The sequence below is a fragment of the Yoonia sp. MH D7 genome, assembly GCF_054439475.1.
The window spans coordinates 1,059,482-1,075,243 of record NZ_JBTJCF010000001.1 but is presented as its reverse complement, the minus strand read 5'-3'; the positions used below and the strand labels follow the sequence as shown (position 1 = coordinate 1,075,243).

Sequence of the window (15,762 nt, the reverse complement as noted above, 5' to 3'; positions counted from 1 at the left end):
CCACCCAGACCGTCAAGTATCATAACGACTAATTTATATAGTAAAATCAATGCGTTAACATTTAGGTATTATAATACCCCATTACTTTGGCGGAATCGCATAGGTCAACGAGGCCCGCGCAACCGGTTTATCGTGACCGTCGCTGTAAATCAGGCAATCGCCCACCGCCAGTACGCGCCCGATCTTGTGCAAACTCACCTCGCAGCGCAGATCCGCCCCAGCCGCAGGTTTGCGCATGAAATCAATGCTGCAATTGGTGGTCACGGCTAGCGCTTGCGGGCCAATCCGGCTCAGAACCGCCAAGTACATCGCCACATCTGCAAGGGCAAACATCGCAGGCCCGGACACAGTACCGCCCGGACGCAGATGCTGTTGCTTGATGATCAACCGCAAGGTAAGGCCCGCGTCAGTGACTGCATCGACGCAAAAATCCTCACAAACTTGCGGGAATGCCTCGGTCAAAAACACCTGAAGCTGCGCGGCGTTCAATTGAATGTCCATTACAGCTTATAAATACCTGAAAACTTGGCCTCTAGGTAATCCAATAGTGGCACTTCGCTCGGTGCATGACCAACCGCGCGGGTGATCACCTCTTTGGGTTCATATAGCCCGCCATGGGTCTGCACATTCTCGCGCAACCATGATGTCGCCCGCGATGTGTCGCCGCGCGCATAGTCCGCTTCCAGATCCGGTACCGCCGCTGTCATCGCTTCGTTCAAACAGCCCGCATAGACATTGCCCAACGTGTAGGTCGGGAAATAGCCCATCAAGCCTTCGGACCAATGTACGTCCTGCAACAGCCCGTAAGATGGTTTATCAACCGCGTAACCAAAATCAGCTTTGAAACGGTCGTTCCATGCCGCCTCCAGGTCGGTCACAGCCAGATCACCCGCCAGCAAAGCGCGCTCCAGATCAAAGCGCAGCATCACATGCAAATTATACTGCAACTCATCCGCCTCGGTGCGGATGAACCCGTTGTGGACGCCGTTCACGCACGCATAGAACGCATCTTCGTTGGCAATCCCGAAATCACCAAAGGCGTCTTTCATCTGACCAAACAGCCAGCCCGTGAACGCGCGACTGCGCCCGATCTGGTTCTCGTAAATCCGGCTCTGGCTTTCATGAACGCCCATCGATACGCCCGCACCCAGAGGTGTCAGCAGATAGTCAGCATCGATATTCTGCTCGTATGCAGCATGGCCAACCTCATGAATAGTCGAGTAAAAACAGTTGAATGGATCAGTTGGATTGGTGCGGGTGGTAATCCGCACGTCACTGCCGGAGCCGCTGGAAAATGGATGCACCGCCTTATCAATGCGTCCTTTACTCAGATCATAGCCAAAGGCCAATGCTAGCTTTGTCGACAGCGCAAGCTGTGTCGCTTCATCAAAATGACCGGTCAAGCTCTGCGGTTTTGGTTGGTCCAGCACAGCAGCACGCAGCGCCACCAGCCGTGGACGAAGCGCATCGAACATCGCGCTAATTTCAGTACCATTTGAACGAGGTTCATAGTCATTCAGCAGCGCGTCATAGCGGTCCCCACCCTGCGCGAGCGCATCCGCCTCTTCCTGACGCAACGCGACAACCTTTGCCAAAACCGGCAGATAGCTTGCGACATCCTCCTCGGCGCGAGATCTTGCCCAGATGCGATGCGCCAGCGAGGTTGTTTTCGCCAGTTCTGCTGCCAATCGCGCAGGCACTTTTGCTGTGCGATCATAGCTACGGCGAATGTGGCGCAGGTTTGCGTGACCGACGTCATCAGTGGCCTGCGCGCTTTTCAACCAATCGCCAACGCGCGGATCAATGCGGCGGGCATGCAGTACCGATGCCATCGCCGCGTGTTCCTCGGCGCGTTGCGGTGCAGACCCTTCGGCCATCATGGTTTCCTGATCCCATCCCAAACGGCCGGCAACCTGCGCCAGCGCCTCGGTTTCGCGCTGAAACGCCATCAGATCATCATATGCAGTCATGGTTAACCCCTCACGGATTGTGGATGCGGATGGCCCGCCAGAAATGCAGCTCGCAGGATCACCACCCACAGCACAACCGCGCCCAACTGGTGCACAATCGCGATATGCGCCGGTGCGGAATAAATCACGGTGACAATGCCCAGCACAACCTGAAGCGTCATCGCACCTAGCATCGCGTTGAACGCAAAGCGGGTGCGCGTATTGCCGTTCTTGCGCGCTTTGGCCCAGACATAGATACCAAATGCGAATACGACATAGCCAGCCATCCGGTGCATGAATTGCACCAGCCCGGGATCCTCAAAAAAGTTGCGCCACAGCGGGACTAGATCAAACGGCTGTGGCGGCATGAACCCGCCCGCCATCAACGGCCAGTCAGGATAGCCGCGCCCTGCATCGATGCCCGCCACCAGCGCTCCAAGCAGGATCTGGAGAAAGGTCAACGCCACAAGCCACTTGCCAAGGCGCGCAAGACGGCTATCGCCAAACCTGCGGGACTGCATCAGGGCCGATTCAGTGCGGGAAAGTTGCAAAATATACCATGCAATAAACCCGAAAATGACAAAGGCCAGCCCAAGGTGTGTTGCAAGACGGTAAGACGCCACCGCCAACATTCCTTCTTTTAACCCGCTTGTCACCATCCACCAGCCAATAGCGCCCTGCAATCCACCTAAAACCCCTATAAACAATAACTTACGGGTCCAACCTGTCGGAATTTTGCGCGCCACAAGAAAGCCAATAAATCCGACAGCCCAAACCAGACCGATGACACGCCCAAGCTGCCTATGCCCCCACTCCCACCAGAAAATCGCTTTGAATTCAGAGAGTTCCATACCTTTGTTCTGCAATTCGTATTGGGGAATTTGTCGATACCGGTCAAATGCCTCGGCCCAAGCGACGTCAGTCGTCGGCGGCATGGCCCCTGCAAATGGCGCCCATTCAGTGATCGACAGCCCGCTATCGGTCAGGCGCGTCAGCCCACCCACAAGGATCATGATGCCCACAAGCGCAAATATAAGCCCCAGCCAGATGCGGATCGCTCCGCGTGCGCCGCGGCCCTTGGCGTCAATGCCACCGGGTTTTGCAACTTGCTTTTGCACGTCGCCGACCTCTTCAAAAATACTGCGTGGTTTGGTAGCCATGTCTGCTGGTCCTTATCTGCTTGCCTGCAACCTAGAGCGCCAATCGCGGCGCGACAAGACCAGCCTAATCGCGTTCTTTCCAGCGGACCATTTGCCGCAAAATTCCGTGCAACATCTGTACATCGGCACGGGTCAACGGCAGGCGGCTCCACATGTTGCGCAGATTGGCTTTCATGTTTGGCCCTTTATGCGCCGGATAAAAGAAGCCTGCGGTCTCTAACCGTTCCTCGTAATGTGCGGCCAAAGCCGCCATCTCGGACTGCGCGGCCCAATCGCCGACGTGGCTGACGGTGCGATGATCTACCTGTGTAGTCGCGCGCTGATACTCGTAAGCGGTCAACAACACGCATTGCCCCAAATTCAACGAGGCAAATTCTGGGTTCACCGGTACGGAAATAATCGCGTTTGCCCGCACGATATCGTCGTTCTCCAGCCCTGCCCGTTCCGGACCAAACAGCACGGCGACCGATTGACCTGCTGCAATCCTGTCGCGCGCCTCGGTCATTGCTGCCTCGGGCGTCAGCACAGGCTTGGTCAGGTCACGGTCCCGTGCGGTCGTCGCATAGACATAGGTGCAATCGGAAATCGCAGCATCTGTGCTGTCGAACAGTTGCGCCTCATCCAGCAACCTTCCGGCGCCGCTGGCCATCGCCACCGCTTTCTGGTTTGGCCAGCCGTCGCGCGGGCTGGTGATCCGCATCCTGTCCAGTCCGAAATTCCACATCGCACGAGCAGCGGCCCCGATGTTTTCACCCATCTGCGGACGGATTAGTATAAATGTCGGTTGTGGGCGATCGGTTGGCATCAGGCTTCCTTTTGGCATTTAGGGCGTGATACGCTGCACGCATAGATCACGCAAGAGAGCTACTCCACACATCTGAACGCAGTTCACGCCATGTTCAGCGCGAAGCTTTCAGCAAATGAAGATTTTTCATAAAACCGGCGTGGAAAAATACCCGCCAAAGTAGCCAAGCGTCGCAAATCACGCTAGACCCTGCGCAACACCCTATAAAAACGGAAACACCCATGTCCAAAACACCTGATCGCCCGCAAATTTACCTGATCACCCCAAGTGAACTGGACCTAATAACATTCCCCGATAAACTCGCCGCGTGTCTTGATGTCACCGAGATCGCCTGTGTGCGCCTGTCGCTTGCCAGCCGCGACGAGGCGCGTATCGGGAAAGCTGCGGACGCACTACGCGAAGTGACCCATGCGCGCGACGTAGCCTTGGTGATCGAGAGCCATATCCAGCTGGTCGAAAGATTGGGCTTGGACGGTGTTCATTTTCTCGATGGCGCGCGTTCTGTGAAAAAATCCCGTGCTGATCTGGGCGCAGACGCGATCATCGGCAGCTTTTGCGGCAATTCAACCCATGACGGCATGACTGCGGGCGAGCTCGGCGCGGATTACGTTAGTTTCGGACCCGTCGGACACACTGCATTGGGTGACGGATCAACTGCACCGCTGGACCTGTTTGAATGGTGGTCGCAAATGATCGAAGTGCCTGTTGTCGCAGAGGGCGCACTGGATCTAGACCTTATTCGCGTGCTATCGCCGCATACCGATTTCTTTGGATTGGGTGACGAAGTGTGGTCACAGGAAAATCCTGCAGCCCAGCTAAAGGCGCTCATTGCCGCGATGGGCTAATCCGCTCCGCACGTTATCTTCCATCGCTTTCGCTAGTGCCTTGCGGTCAGCAAAATCCGCAAGCGCAACCGGCGCATGATAGATCACATTTACGCTGCCCTGTCGCGGGGCCGCCAGGGTCGCAAGTAAATGCGGACCAAAAGCCATATCGCCCCACCAGCCATAAAAGCGCGGATCGGCCCCTTCGGGAGCCGTATAATTCAACGTCACGGGCTGCACGCGCATCCGGTCCGCCAAAGCTGGATCAAAGAACGCGGCAAAGAGTGTCGGCTTGAACGGCAGCACCTGTTGCCCGTCAGTGCTGGTTCCTTCAGGGAAAAATAGCAGTTTATGTCCCGCAGCCAAACGCGCCTTGAATACCGCAATCTGCGCAGCCGCTTGTGTGCGGTCACGCTGGATGAACACGGTGCCGGTCGCGCGGGCGAGCCAGCCAATGCCCGGCCACTTTGCAACCTCTGATTTTGAAACAAAATAAATACGTTTAGAGGCATTCAACGCAAAAATATCGAGCCATGATGAATGATTGGCCACAACCGCCCCCGCACCCTCCATCGGCGCGCCAGAGCGCGAAAACCCCATGCCAAGCAATACAAACGCCGCGCGGCAGACAAACTGCGTGATATAAGGTGTAAATGGACGGCCCAAGCCAAACAAAGGTCGCTCTATCAGGCGCAACGCCAGCAGCAAGATCAAGCTGCCAAACACCAACATCACTAGCGGCACACCCCGCAAAATCGCGCGCAGCACCCCCATTGGGCCAATCGCATACTGTGCAGGCGTCTCGCCCTCATTCCACGCAGGCGTCATGATTGCATTCCTTTGGTACGCGCCGTCAGTTTTGCAGCATCAACCAACAGACAGACATCGGTGGTGTTAAACGCGCGATCCACAAAGGCACCCTGCCCGACCATGCCACCCAAGCGCAAATAGGCCTTTATCAAAGTCGGGATCTGCACAACCGCCGCTTTGCGGTCGATCTTGTCCTTTGCGATGATATCCATCGGTACAGCCCCATCCGGGCGGGCAACAGGCGCAAGTTCAGGCGGGGCCAAATGCATATTATTTAGATACGTCAGCGACGGCGCCAGCGCATCCGTGTCTGTGCCTTGAAATGAGGCGACGCCAAACAGCATGTCTATACCGGCAGCAGCAACATAATCCGCAAGACCTGCCCAAAGTGTCAGAATGCCCGCCCCGCCACGGTAATCGGGGTGCATACAAGAGCGTCCCAATTCAAGTAACCGAAGGTCACTTTGCAATAATGCCGATAAGTCAAATTCGGACGCCGAATAGAAACTGCCAGCCTGTGCCGCCATGTCCCGCGTCATAAGCCGGTAAACACCCACAAGCCGACAGCGCGCCTCGGGTGCGATATCCTCCAACAAAAGATGCGCTGCAAAGGCATCAAATTGATCGCACTCTACCTTGCTGTGATGGTCCACCAACGGACCGCAGCCGCCCATCTCGGTGATAAACACCTGATACCTCAGGCGCTGCGCCGCAATCAGGTCAGCAGGACTATCCGCGAGACGGACCACATACTTTGGCGTATGATGAAGCAAAACATGATCCTTTCTGGCGCTAAACCCTGATATTTCGTAAAAATATGGGGTCGTTTAATTTCTTGGTAACCATTTAGCAATGTTATTAAAGGAATATGAGCCAAACGAAGATTGACAGCCGAACCAACATTGCTAGCCTTAGTCGGGTTCGCCACTAGTCGAGACGAGGACCAACATGATCTGCCCGCCATCGATGACAACTTTTCCCTTTTCGCGAAAATTTACAGTAATTTTCCCGCCAATATTTGATTGCACCTGTCCTAAACCCCAATCGGGCGCTGTCGGATGGCTTACAATCATCCCCGGCGCAAGAATTGCGTTAAAGTTGTCCATCATAATCCTTTTTACGTCAGGAGACGCATGATGCGCCTGGAATTTGCAACACTTGTTGGGTCACGCATTTGTCACGACCTTATCAGCCCAATCGGGGCAATCGGCAATGGGGTCGAACTGCTAGGTCTGACAAACGACACTATCGGGCATAGCCCCGAAATGGACCTCATTTCACAAAGCGTCGAAAATGCGAACGCAAGGATCCGGTTTTTCCGTATCGCATTTGGATCTCCATCCTCAAAGCGCACGATTGGCAGTCAAGAAGTGTTGTCGGTTTTGGCCGCTTCGGCTCTTGGTGGGCGTTTCAACTATTTTTGGCAGGTCACAGGGGATCAATCGCGCAGTGACGTGCAAACCGCGTTCCTTTTGTTGCAGTGCTTCGAGACTGCGATGCCACTTGGCGGTGATATTCATATCCATCTCGACGGTGACAAATGGGTGCTCAAGGCGCAGGGGCCACGGGTGTCAATTGCTCAACCGCTGTGGGACAGCTTGACCGATCCGCAGGTTGTCATCGACCACACCCCTGCACAGGTGCAATTTGCTCTGCTGCCCGCCATCGTGGCGGACGCGGGCAAGGTTTTGGACATTCAAATCGCAGTGGATTCGATCACGGTTCAGTTTTAGGTCAGGCGCGGATCGTCCCGTCACCTGTCACCAGATATTTAAAACTGGTCAATTGCACTGCACCTACCGGGCCGCGCGCGTGCAGTTTTCCGGTGGCGATGCCAATCTCGGCGCCCATACCAAACTCGCCACCATCGGCAAACTGGGTCGAGGCATTGCGCATCAAAATCGCACTATCAAGCTGGTGAAAGAACTTGTCAGCCACAGCATCGTCTTCGGTTAGAATAGCATCGGTATGATTACTCCCGAATGTGCGAATATGCGCAATCGCGGCGTCAACGCCGTCAACCACTTTGGCCGCAATAATCATATCTAGAAACTCGTGGCCAAAATCATCATCTTTGGCAGCAATCGTGCCTTGGGTCTGTGCGACGCGCGCATCACCGCGCACCTCAACACCAGCATCTAACAAATCACGTACCAGCACATCACCGTGTTGGTCATAAAATGCGCGGTCCACCAGCAATGTTTCGGCAGATCCACAGATACCTGTGCGGCGGGTTTTGGCGTTTAACAACACGCGACGGGCTTTTTCCAGATCGGCGGCACCATCAACATAGACGTGGCAAATCCCTTCCAGATGGGCAAATACAGGGACACGCGCCTCTTTTTGCACCAAGCCAACAAGGCCCTTTCCGCCGCGTGGAATAATCACATCAATATGATCCACGGCTTGCAACATCGCACTGACGGCCGCGCGGTCGCGGGTCGGAACCAGCTGGATTGCATGTTCAGGTAAACCTTGGGCTTTCAGCCCCTCCACCAGACATGCGTGGATCGCGGTGGACGAGTGGAAACTCTCGGAGCCGCCGCGTAAAATAACGGCATTGCCGGACTTGAGACACAAGGCACCGGCATCTGCGGTGACATTTGGACGGCTTTCATAAATCACACCAATGACACCAATCGGCGTGCGCACGCGCTGGATCAACAGGCCCGTTGGTTGGGTCCAGCTTTCGGTAATCTCGCCGATCGGGTCGTTTTGCGCGGCAACTGCACGCAGCCCGTTTACCATGCCCTCAATGCGTTCCAGGTTCAGCATCAACCGGTCCAGCATCGCCGGCGACAGGCCTTTTTCGGTGCCGTAGTCCATGTCTTTTGCGTTGGCGGCCAAAATCGCATCGCGCCGCGCCCACATGATATCGGCCGCTGACGTAAGCGCCGCAGCCTTGGACATCGCCGGAGCCACCGCCAGATCACGGGCCGCACTGCGCGCCTGCATTCCGATCGTTTGCATCATTTGCGAAATATCCATCGTCATCTCCTATAGCACCATGTCGTCGCGGTGGATCAGGGCAGCTCTGCCCTTATATCCCAGCACATCTTCGATTTGATCCGACCTGCGCCCCATAATTTGACGGGCTTCATCGCTGGTATAGCGCGTCAGCCCAATCGCAATCGCAGCACCCGACGCCGCACGAATAGACACCGGATCACCGCGCCCGAACTGCCCTTCAATCGCGACAACGCCTGCAGGCAAAAGACTTTTCCCAGCAAGCAGCGCGTTTTGCGCCCCCGCATCAATCACAAAACCACCGCGTGATTTCATCGTAGCGATCCAGCGCTTGCGGGCAGTTTGGGGGTCTGTCTGCGGCGAAAACCATGTAGCGCGACCGCCAGATTCTAGATTTTTCAATGGGTTAAGCGGCGTTCCCAATGTGATCGCCATAGCACAACCGGCTTCGGTGGCGACCTTAGCAGCCATGACTTTGGTTTTCATGCCACCCTTTGATAACGCCGAGGCTGCGTCACCCGCCATGTTTTCTATCTCAGGCGTAATAATAGACACAATTTCAATGTGTTGCGCATCACTGTTAATGTTGGGGTTAGAGGTGTATAACCCATCAACATCAGACAGCAAAACCAATTGATCTGCGCCGATTGTGACTGCGACCTGCGCTGCAAGACGGTCGTTGTCACCAAAACGGATTTCATCGGTGGCGATGGTGTCGTTCTCGTTCACAATCGGCGTGACACCAAACCCCAGTAAGGTTTCCATCGTTGCACGACTGTTCAAATAGCGCCGGCGATCTTCAGAGTCTTCAAGCGTTACAAGGATTTGCGCGGTGATGATGCCATGTGGGGCCAGCACCTCTTCATAGGCGCGTGCCAGTTGAATTTGACCGACGGCAGCTGCCGCCTGTGATTGCTCTAACGGCAATGCCGCAACAGGCAATCCCAAAACACCCCGTCCCAGCGCAATCGAGCCTGAAGAGACCAAAATCACATCGGTGCCGCGCTTGCGAATTTCGGCCACGTCTTCGGCCAAAGATACCAGCCAATCGCGACGCAATGCGCCCGTATTGGAATCGACCAAGAGTGCAGACCCGATTTTAACAACAAGCCGTTTGGCGTTGCTTATGGCTGCCACGGCGCATCCTCCGCCTCTTGATCTTCGATCTTCCGGTGCCGCAAACGGTTCTCGTCGATCTCGGCACGCAACGCTCGCAGTGCGTCTTGTGTGCCTTCACGCGACACGCCCGACATCATCATCACAGGACCACCGACAGCTGCTTCCAGCTCATCTTTGATGAACGCGCGTTCTTCTTCGTCTAGCGCATCAATCTTGTTCAGAACCGTAAGACGCGGTTTTTTGGCCAAATCACCACCGTAAGCTTCTAATTCGCCAATGATTGTTTGATAGTCCCGCACCGGATCACCCGCTGTGCCATCAACCAAATGCAAAAGAACGGCGCAGCGCTCTACATGGGCCAAAAATTGATCGCCCAACCCGCGTCCTTCGCTGGCGCCTTCAATCAATCCCGGAATATCCGCGACCACAAACTCGACCTCATCGACACCCACAACACCAAGGTTCGGCACCAGGGTTGTGAACGGGTAATCGGCGACTTTCGGACGCGCATTTGATGTAGCGGCGAGGAATGTGGATTTCCCTGCGTTTGGCATCCCCAACAGCCCGACATCGGCGATAAGTTTGAGTTGTAACCAGATTGTACGCTCAATCGCCTCTTGACCGGGGTTGGCACGGCGTGGTGCTTGGTTCGTTGCAGATTTGAAATGCAGGTTGCCCCAGCCACCATTCCCGCCCTTGGCGATCACAACAATCTGACCCACTTCGGTCAGATCGGCGATGATTGTTTCCTCGTCTTCGTCGATGATTTCTGTGCCAACAGGGACGCGTAACACCTTGTCTTCGCCGTCTTTTCCGGTGCGCTGACTGCCCATTCCATGTTGGCCGTTCTGCGCAAAAAAGTGCTGCTGATAACGGAAGTCAATCAGTGTGTTGAGACCCTCAACGGCCTCTACGATGATCGACCCGCCGCCACCGCCATCTCCGCCGTCAGGACCACCGTATTCGATGAACTTTTCACGGCGGAACGAAATACAGCCTGCACCGCCTGCGCCGGACCGGATATACACTTTGGCAAGATCAAGAAACTTCATCGTCGGAGGCCTTTCGGGGGGGCATGTTCATCGCGAGAGGTAGTCTATTGCTGCGGTTTACTCAAGCGGTGCAGGCATTTTTGATCAAGGTCATACGCTGAGTAACAACAGTCTCTTGCGTGCAATGTTGTATTTGGTTCTCTGCGCCAACGTCGGTAAAGCCCAGTTTTAGTAAAATCGCCCGAGATGCCGAGTTGCCGCAAAAATGACCTGACATCAACGGCAGATCCGTTTGGCTGAAATACCAGTGAACCACCGCCTCGGCGGCTTCACTCATGACATGTTGGCCGTGAAATTCCGCATCCAGCCAATACCCCAGATCAGGCTGGACACTGATCGCACCGATCAGTCCGTCACCTGCATCTATTGCCCAATTTGTGCTTTTAGGGGCAATCTCGTTTATGAAATGCACCGCATCAGTCCGCGCATAGGGAAATGGTGGGGCGGTCAACCATTGCACAACGTCCCAATTGCGCATGGCGTTCGCAATCGCATCGGCATCATCCAAAGTGATCGGTCGCAATGTCAGTCGCCGCGTGGTCAAAACCGGCGGCGTCATAGGCCCGTCTTGCGCGTGTAGGTCCATGTGGGCAAGGACGTATTGCGCGAAACACTAAACGCTTCGGCGTCGCCAAGGTAGTCGAACCCGCAGTTGGTCAGCACTCTCGCCGAACGCGGGTTATCTTGAAAACTCTCGGCAAAAAACCGAATTGCGCCTGTCGGATTCGCGGCGATGACCGTGTTCACGGCTTCGGTTGCAAAACCGGTATTCCAGAATGCGGGCGCAATCCAAAAGAAAATTTCGGTCTGGGCGCGATCCATTTTGTTCAGACTGATCACGCCAATCGCTTCGGCATGGCCATACGCAGATCCGTCAATCACATAGGTATCTTCAGTGCGATCTGGCGCTTGTGCGCGGGCGATCATTGCCTCTACAGCACCTGGTGGCAGAGGGTGCGGTATAGCACGACTGCCGCGTGCGACACGTTCATCAGACGCATAAAGCGCGATTAGGCCCGCGTCCGATTTACGCGGCGCGCGCATGATAAACCTGTCCGCGTGCAATATTGGTTGATCTAACGTCACGTCTTGCTTCATCGCATTTCTCCTCAGAACGCAAAGCCTGTTGATCCCTCCCGGATACTACAGACCATAACTAAAAAAGGGACCAGCTTTCGCCGATCCCTTTAAACTTAAAAACTTAAAGTTTCGGTTTATTCAGCGGCCTCCGCCACGGGAAGAACCGAAATAAAGGTGCGGCCCTTGAGGCCTTTGTGGAACTGTACGTTACCTTCAGCAGTTGCAAAAATCGTGTGATCCTTGCCCATACCGACGTTCAAGCCCGGAAACATCTTTGTGCCACGTTGGCGCATGATGATGTTGCCTGGAATGACCACTTCGCCACCGAATTTTTTCACGCCGAGGCGGCGACCAGCTGAGTCGCGGCCGTTACGGGATGAACCGCCTGCTTTTTTATGTGCCATGGTGTCTCTCCTATACTACGCTTATTTCGCCAGATCGGCAGCTTGTGCAAGCCAGTTATCACGGTCAATGCGACCCTTGAAGTTCAGCTTCTCATCCATGGACTCGATATCTTCGGGGGTCCATGCTGCGATCTGTGCGAATGTTGTGACGCCAAGGTCGTTCAATTTGCCAACAATCACCGGACCTACGCCACTGATCTGTGTCAGATCATCGCCGTCTGTCTTGGCTTTTGCCTTAGGTGCAGCCTTTGCTTTTGGCTCGGCTTTTGCCTTAGGCGCAGCAGCTTTTTTGTCAGCCTTTGGCTTGGACGCACGCTCTGCGGCGGCGGCGGCTTTCTTGGAAGTCGGTGCGCCAACATATGCCGGCTCGATTTTGAAGCCAGCGCCGTTGATCGCCGCTTTAACGCCAGACTTGTCAGCGCCAGTTTCCATGATGTCGCCGATACGCACCAGTGTCAGTTGCTGGCGGTGGCCTTTTTTACGTGCGGACGAGTGCTTCCGGCGACGCTTGACAAAGTTAATTGTCTTTTCGCCTTTGATCTGGTCCATGACTTCGGCTTGCACGCCAGCGTCAGCCACAAAAGGCGCGCCGATTGTGTTGCCAACCATCAGAATTTCGTTGAATTGAATTTTGTCGCCTGCAACAGCGTCCAGTTTTTCAATGCGCAATACGTCGCCAGAGGCAACTTTGTACTGCTTGCCGCCGGTTTTGAGAACCGCAAACATATGTCTATCCTTCATGTCTCGCGTCACTGAGGCCCCTGTAAAAACAGGCGTTTGGTGCCTTTGGACAGCGCGCCCGTCTTGGGCGTAATTTCGCGTAAGCCCAAACAAATACCTTGTCCAGATGGCGGCTTATCTATCCATTGTGGATTTAAGTCAAGCCCTAGAAAGGCCAAACACATGCGATATACCCTGATTTTTCTGGCCCTTTTGTCCGGCTGCTCCGATGGAGCAAATCATCTGGGCAATCCCTTTACCGCACCCATTTCCGGTCTGTCTACTTTAGCGGCTAACACGCTATATAGCCAAAAACGTGGTCAGGTCGAGGTTTTGGTCAAATCTAACCACCCTGCCCTAATTGACCAGATCATCGCAGGCCAGGGTCCGATATTGGAAGACGCATTCAAGACGTCAGGAATACCTGTGCAAGACAGACCTGCGCGGTTGATCCAGCTGCAATCCGACCTTGGGTTGTACGATGCAAATCCGGGTGCTTTGGTGACCGCCTTGATGATCTATGGCGGCTAATTTACAGCTCGGCACCTGCCATCATACGCGCGACTTCGCGGCCCAGATCGTAGCTGATATCGTTGAACATCCCGTCAAAGGCTTCAAATAGGGACTGATTTAACTGCTTGCCCGCTTCGGATTGCGAAAACGCGATGTAGCTTTTGATATCTGCGTCGGTCGCCGGATTATAGGCAAGTAGCAAAAACGAATAGATCCATTGTGTCGTGGTAGTACGGATTTCGCTTTCCTGATCCCAAACATCCGATAGCATCTGTTCGTCAGTCAAACCATCCTCAAATGCGCCGCCTGCCATCAAACCCTTGTAAAACGCGTAATTTGAATTGAGCGCCCCGACGACATTTGTTTCAATCAAATCATTGACTTGTACAATTTCAGAGACCAATTTGTAGCGATCGGTCTGATCATCTGCGGCGATCGCCGCCAGTTCTTTGCTTGCGTCGTCAACCGCATCATCAAGCAGCGCACGCCGCGCGCTGACCTCAAGCTGCGCAAAAGTTTTGCCCGGCTCGCTGTCGAAAAACGCGAGCATCGCAGGCACGTCGTCACCTGCAAGCGCGGCATCAAAAGCGGTCCGCACATCGTCCAGCATCTTTGTAGGCTCATAAATTTTTTCGACCGTTGCGGCCCAAGTGGCATTCACCTGCGAAGTAGACATATCAGTGCCAAGCTGCCCGCCATACGCAATACCCTCTGCGCGCATGACTTCGATAATCTGTGGCAATTCCAAAGCATCGAACAAGGCCTGCGTATCAGCTGACGCGGCAAAAGCCGGAGCGCAAAAACCAATTGAAAACGCAGTGGCAGTAAGTGTGCGGGCAAACATGGGGCGTCCTTTCAGAGCGATATTATTTACAGAACTTATGCATCGTCCGCGGGCTTGCCAAGACAACACACGGAATTGTCACAAAGATACTTGCACGCAAGCCCGCGCCCATGAACGAAGCCCCAGAGCGGAGACGTGCCGAGGTGGTCCAACGGGTCGGTCTCGAAAATCGGACCAAATGTGGATTTTCGAGACCCTTGGGCGTAAAGTTTTGGGGGAAAGTATGAGGTGCCCCTAGATTTGTAGACGCTTTGCTTGGTAATTTTGGAACCAAGGAGAGACGGATATGACCAAAGGAATACGGTTTACAGACGAGTTCAAACAGGACGCTGTGGCGCAGGTTGTTGAGCGTGGATATGCGGTCAGCGAAGTCGCCGAGCGGCTAGGGATAAGCACCAAGTCTCTGTACACTTGGAAGGCGCAATTTGCGAAGTCGCCACGTGTCAGATCGGAGGTTGCGGAGCAGGCTGCTGAGATCAGACGGTTGAAGCGAGAGCTGGCCCGCGTCACCGAGGAACGCACAATCTTAAAAAAGGGCGCAAATTGTCCGCCATTGGTCCGAGGACAATGCCGCGCGCGTACTTCGCGCGAGAGTCTCAGTGAGGTACGCGTTTATTGAGGGTCATCGTGCGGAGTTTTCGGTGCGGTCGATGTGTCGTGTGCTGGCTGTGCATTTCAGCGGGTTCTATGCATGGCTTAAAGAACCGTTAAGCGTACGCGCGCTTGAAGATGCGCGGCAGACAGAGCTGATCCACCAAGCATGGACAGATAGCGGGAAGGTCTATGGCTATCGGAAGCTGGCCGATGATCTACGTGATGCTGGCGAGACCTGCTCCGAGAACCGTGTGGCACGATTGGCTAGCCTTGCGGGCATCACAGCACAGATCGGATACAAGCGTCGGCCTGGTCGCTATGGCGGCAAACCTGCTGTTGTCGCTGACAACACGCTGGACAGACAGTTTGAGGTTGCGGCACCTGACGCGGTTTGGGTGACCGACATTACCTACATCAGAACCCATGAAGGCTGGTCATATCTCGCTGTGGTCATCGATTTGTTTTCACGACGTGTCGTTGGTTGGTCGATGCAATCTCGCATGACAACTGACCTGGCCTTGCAAGCCTTGTTGGCTGCTGTTTGGCGGCGCAAACCAAAGCAAAAAGTCATGATCCATTCAAACCAAGGTTCACAGTTCACTGGCAAAGAGTGGCAGTCGTTCCTTAGCAAACACAATCTGGTTGCCAGCATGAGCAGACGTGGGAATTGTCATGACAACGCGGTCGCAGAAAGCTTCTTCCAGCTTTTGAAGCGGGAGCGCATTAGGCGGCGAACATACCTCACACGCGACGCCGCAAGGCAGGATGTGTTCGATTACATCGAGATGTTCTACAACCCTACACGCAAGCACACGAACAACGGCATGCTGTCACCGGTTGACTATGAAATGAAACAGCAGAAAATGAACGAGGCAGGCGTCTAGGAAGTTAGGGGCACCTCAGTAACCTGAAAACATCGGG

18 protein-coding genes and 1 pseudogene are annotated in these 15,762 nt (G+C 54.6%); 4 read left to right on the top strand and 15 right to left on the bottom strand.

The genetic code is table 11. The annotated features are described in order from the left end of the window. Positions 1-81 precede the first annotated feature (81 nt). The 4 genes from ACXLHR_RS05280 to ACXLHR_RS05265 form a co-directional block, all read right to left on the bottom strand. The gene (locus tag ACXLHR_RS05280; protein WP_458790481.1) at positions 82-501 is read right to left on the bottom strand and encodes a PaaI family thioesterase; all 420 of its coding nucleotides are present in this window, start codon (positions 499-501) and stop codon (positions 82-84) included. Further along, positions 501-1,970, bottom strand: a complete 1,470-nt coding sequence (locus tag ACXLHR_RS05275) for a carboxypeptidase M32 (RefSeq protein WP_458790480.1) — start codon at positions 1,968-1,970, stop codon at positions 501-503. The genes ACXLHR_RS05280 and ACXLHR_RS05275 overlap by 1 nt, the downstream gene beginning before the upstream one ends. A gap of 2 nt (positions 1,971-1,972) precedes the next feature. Next, positions 1,973-3,109 carry a heme A synthase gene (gene ctaA / locus ACXLHR_RS05270; RefSeq protein ID WP_458790479.1) on the bottom strand — a complete coding sequence of 379 codons (1,137 nt, stop codon included), beginning with the start codon at positions 3,107-3,109 and terminating at the stop codon, positions 1,973-1,975. A 64-nt stretch (positions 3,110-3,173) separates the two neighbouring features. Next, entirely contained in the window at positions 3,174-3,914 is a 741-nt protein-coding gene (locus tag ACXLHR_RS05265) for an RNA methyltransferase (RefSeq protein ID WP_458790478.1), read from the bottom strand. A gap of 221 nt (positions 3,915-4,135) precedes the next feature. Here ACXLHR_RS05265 and ACXLHR_RS05260 point away from each other — a divergent pair, with 221 nt between their 5' ends. After that, positions 4,136-4,759, top strand: coding sequence for a thiamine phosphate synthase (locus tag ACXLHR_RS05260; RefSeq protein WP_458790477.1), 624 nt, complete (start codon positions 4,136-4,138; stop codon positions 4,757-4,759). Here ACXLHR_RS05260 and olsA read toward each other — a convergent pair. From olsA to ACXLHR_RS05245, 3 genes are all read right to left on the bottom strand, one after another. Then, positions 4,730-5,566 carry a lyso-ornithine lipid O-acyltransferase gene (olsA, locus tag ACXLHR_RS05255; protein ID WP_458790476.1) on the bottom strand — a complete coding sequence of 279 codons (837 nt, stop codon included), beginning with the start codon at positions 5,564-5,566 and terminating at the stop codon, positions 4,730-4,732. The genes ACXLHR_RS05260 and olsA overlap by 30 nt on opposite strands. Further along, on the bottom strand, positions 5,563-6,321 hold the full coding sequence (gene olsB / locus ACXLHR_RS05250; protein ID WP_458790475.1) for a l-ornithine N(alpha)-acyltransferase: 759 nt from the start codon (positions 6,319-6,321) through the stop codon (positions 5,563-5,565). The genes olsA and olsB overlap by 4 nt, the downstream gene beginning before the upstream one ends. A 138-nt stretch (positions 6,322-6,459) precedes the next feature. Next, entirely contained in the window at positions 6,460-6,654 is a 195-nt protein-coding gene (locus tag ACXLHR_RS05245; protein WP_458790474.1) for a DUF3553 domain-containing protein, read from the bottom strand. A 27-nt stretch (positions 6,655-6,681) separates the two neighbouring features. Here ACXLHR_RS05245 and ACXLHR_RS05240 point away from each other — a divergent pair, with 27 nt between their 5' ends. Then, the gene (locus tag ACXLHR_RS05240; protein ID WP_458790473.1) at positions 6,682-7,281 is read left to right on the top strand and encodes a histidine phosphotransferase family protein; all 600 of its coding nucleotides are present in this window, start codon (positions 6,682-6,684) and stop codon (positions 7,279-7,281) included. Between the two features lies 1 nt (position 7,282). Here ACXLHR_RS05240 and ACXLHR_RS05235 read toward each other — a convergent pair whose 3' ends face one another. The 7 genes from ACXLHR_RS05235 to ACXLHR_RS05205 all read right to left on the bottom strand — a co-directional run bounded on the left by ACXLHR_RS05235 (position 7,283) and on the right by ACXLHR_RS05205 (position 12,896). Then, positions 7,283-8,542 (bottom strand): glutamate-5-semialdehyde dehydrogenase, encoded by a 1,260-nt coding sequence (locus ACXLHR_RS05235; protein WP_458790472.1) that lies wholly within the window; start codon positions 8,540-8,542, stop codon positions 7,283-7,285. A 3-nt stretch (positions 8,543-8,545) separates the two neighbouring features. Beyond that, the gene (proB, locus tag ACXLHR_RS05230; RefSeq protein ID WP_458790471.1) at positions 8,546-9,652 is read right to left on the bottom strand and encodes a glutamate 5-kinase; all 1,107 of its coding nucleotides are present in this window, start codon (positions 9,650-9,652) and stop codon (positions 8,546-8,548) included. Beyond that, complete coding sequence (obgE, locus tag ACXLHR_RS05225; RefSeq protein WP_458790470.1) at positions 9,640-10,686, bottom strand: GTPase ObgE; 1,047 nt, start codon at positions 10,684-10,686, stop codon at positions 9,640-9,642. Before obgE ends, proB begins: the two co-directional genes overlap by 13 nt. A 61-nt stretch (positions 10,687-10,747) precedes the next feature. Beyond that, complete coding sequence (locus ACXLHR_RS05220) at positions 10,748-11,245, bottom strand: GNAT family N-acetyltransferase (protein WP_458790469.1); 498 nt, start codon at positions 11,243-11,245, stop codon at positions 10,748-10,750. Continuing rightward, positions 11,242-11,784, bottom strand: coding sequence for a GNAT family N-acetyltransferase (locus ACXLHR_RS05215; RefSeq protein ID WP_458790468.1), 543 nt, complete (start codon positions 11,782-11,784; stop codon positions 11,242-11,244). The genes ACXLHR_RS05220 and ACXLHR_RS05215 overlap by 4 nt, the downstream gene beginning before the upstream one ends. A 116-nt stretch (positions 11,785-11,900) precedes the next feature. Further along, on the bottom strand, positions 11,901-12,170 hold the full coding sequence (gene rpmA / locus ACXLHR_RS05210) for a 50S ribosomal protein L27 (RefSeq protein ID WP_458790467.1): 270 nt from the start codon (positions 12,168-12,170) through the stop codon (positions 11,901-11,903). Positions 12,171-12,191: 21 nt separating this feature from the next. Continuing rightward, a complete protein-coding gene (locus ACXLHR_RS05205; RefSeq protein ID WP_458790466.1) occupies positions 12,192-12,896 on the bottom strand; it encodes a 50S ribosomal protein L21 in 705 nt (234 codons plus the stop codon). A gap of 177 nt (positions 12,897-13,073) precedes the next feature. On the opposite strand from ACXLHR_RS05205, the gene ACXLHR_RS05200 reads away from it, so the two are divergent. Then, a complete protein-coding gene (locus tag ACXLHR_RS05200; protein ID WP_458790465.1) occupies positions 13,074-13,421 on the top strand; it encodes a hypothetical protein in 348 nt (115 codons plus the stop codon). Position 13,422: 1 nt separating this feature from the next. Here ACXLHR_RS05200 and ACXLHR_RS05195 read toward each other — a convergent pair whose 3' ends face one another. Continuing rightward, entirely contained in the window at positions 13,423-14,247 is an 825-nt protein-coding gene (locus tag ACXLHR_RS05195) for a DUF2059 domain-containing protein (protein WP_458790464.1), read from the bottom strand. A gap of 286 nt (positions 14,248-14,533) precedes the next feature. Here ACXLHR_RS05195 and ACXLHR_RS05190 point away from each other — a divergent pair. Beyond that, positions 14,534-15,725: pseudogene (locus ACXLHR_RS05190) on the top strand (IS3 family transposase). Positions 15,726-15,762 lie beyond the last annotated feature (37 nt).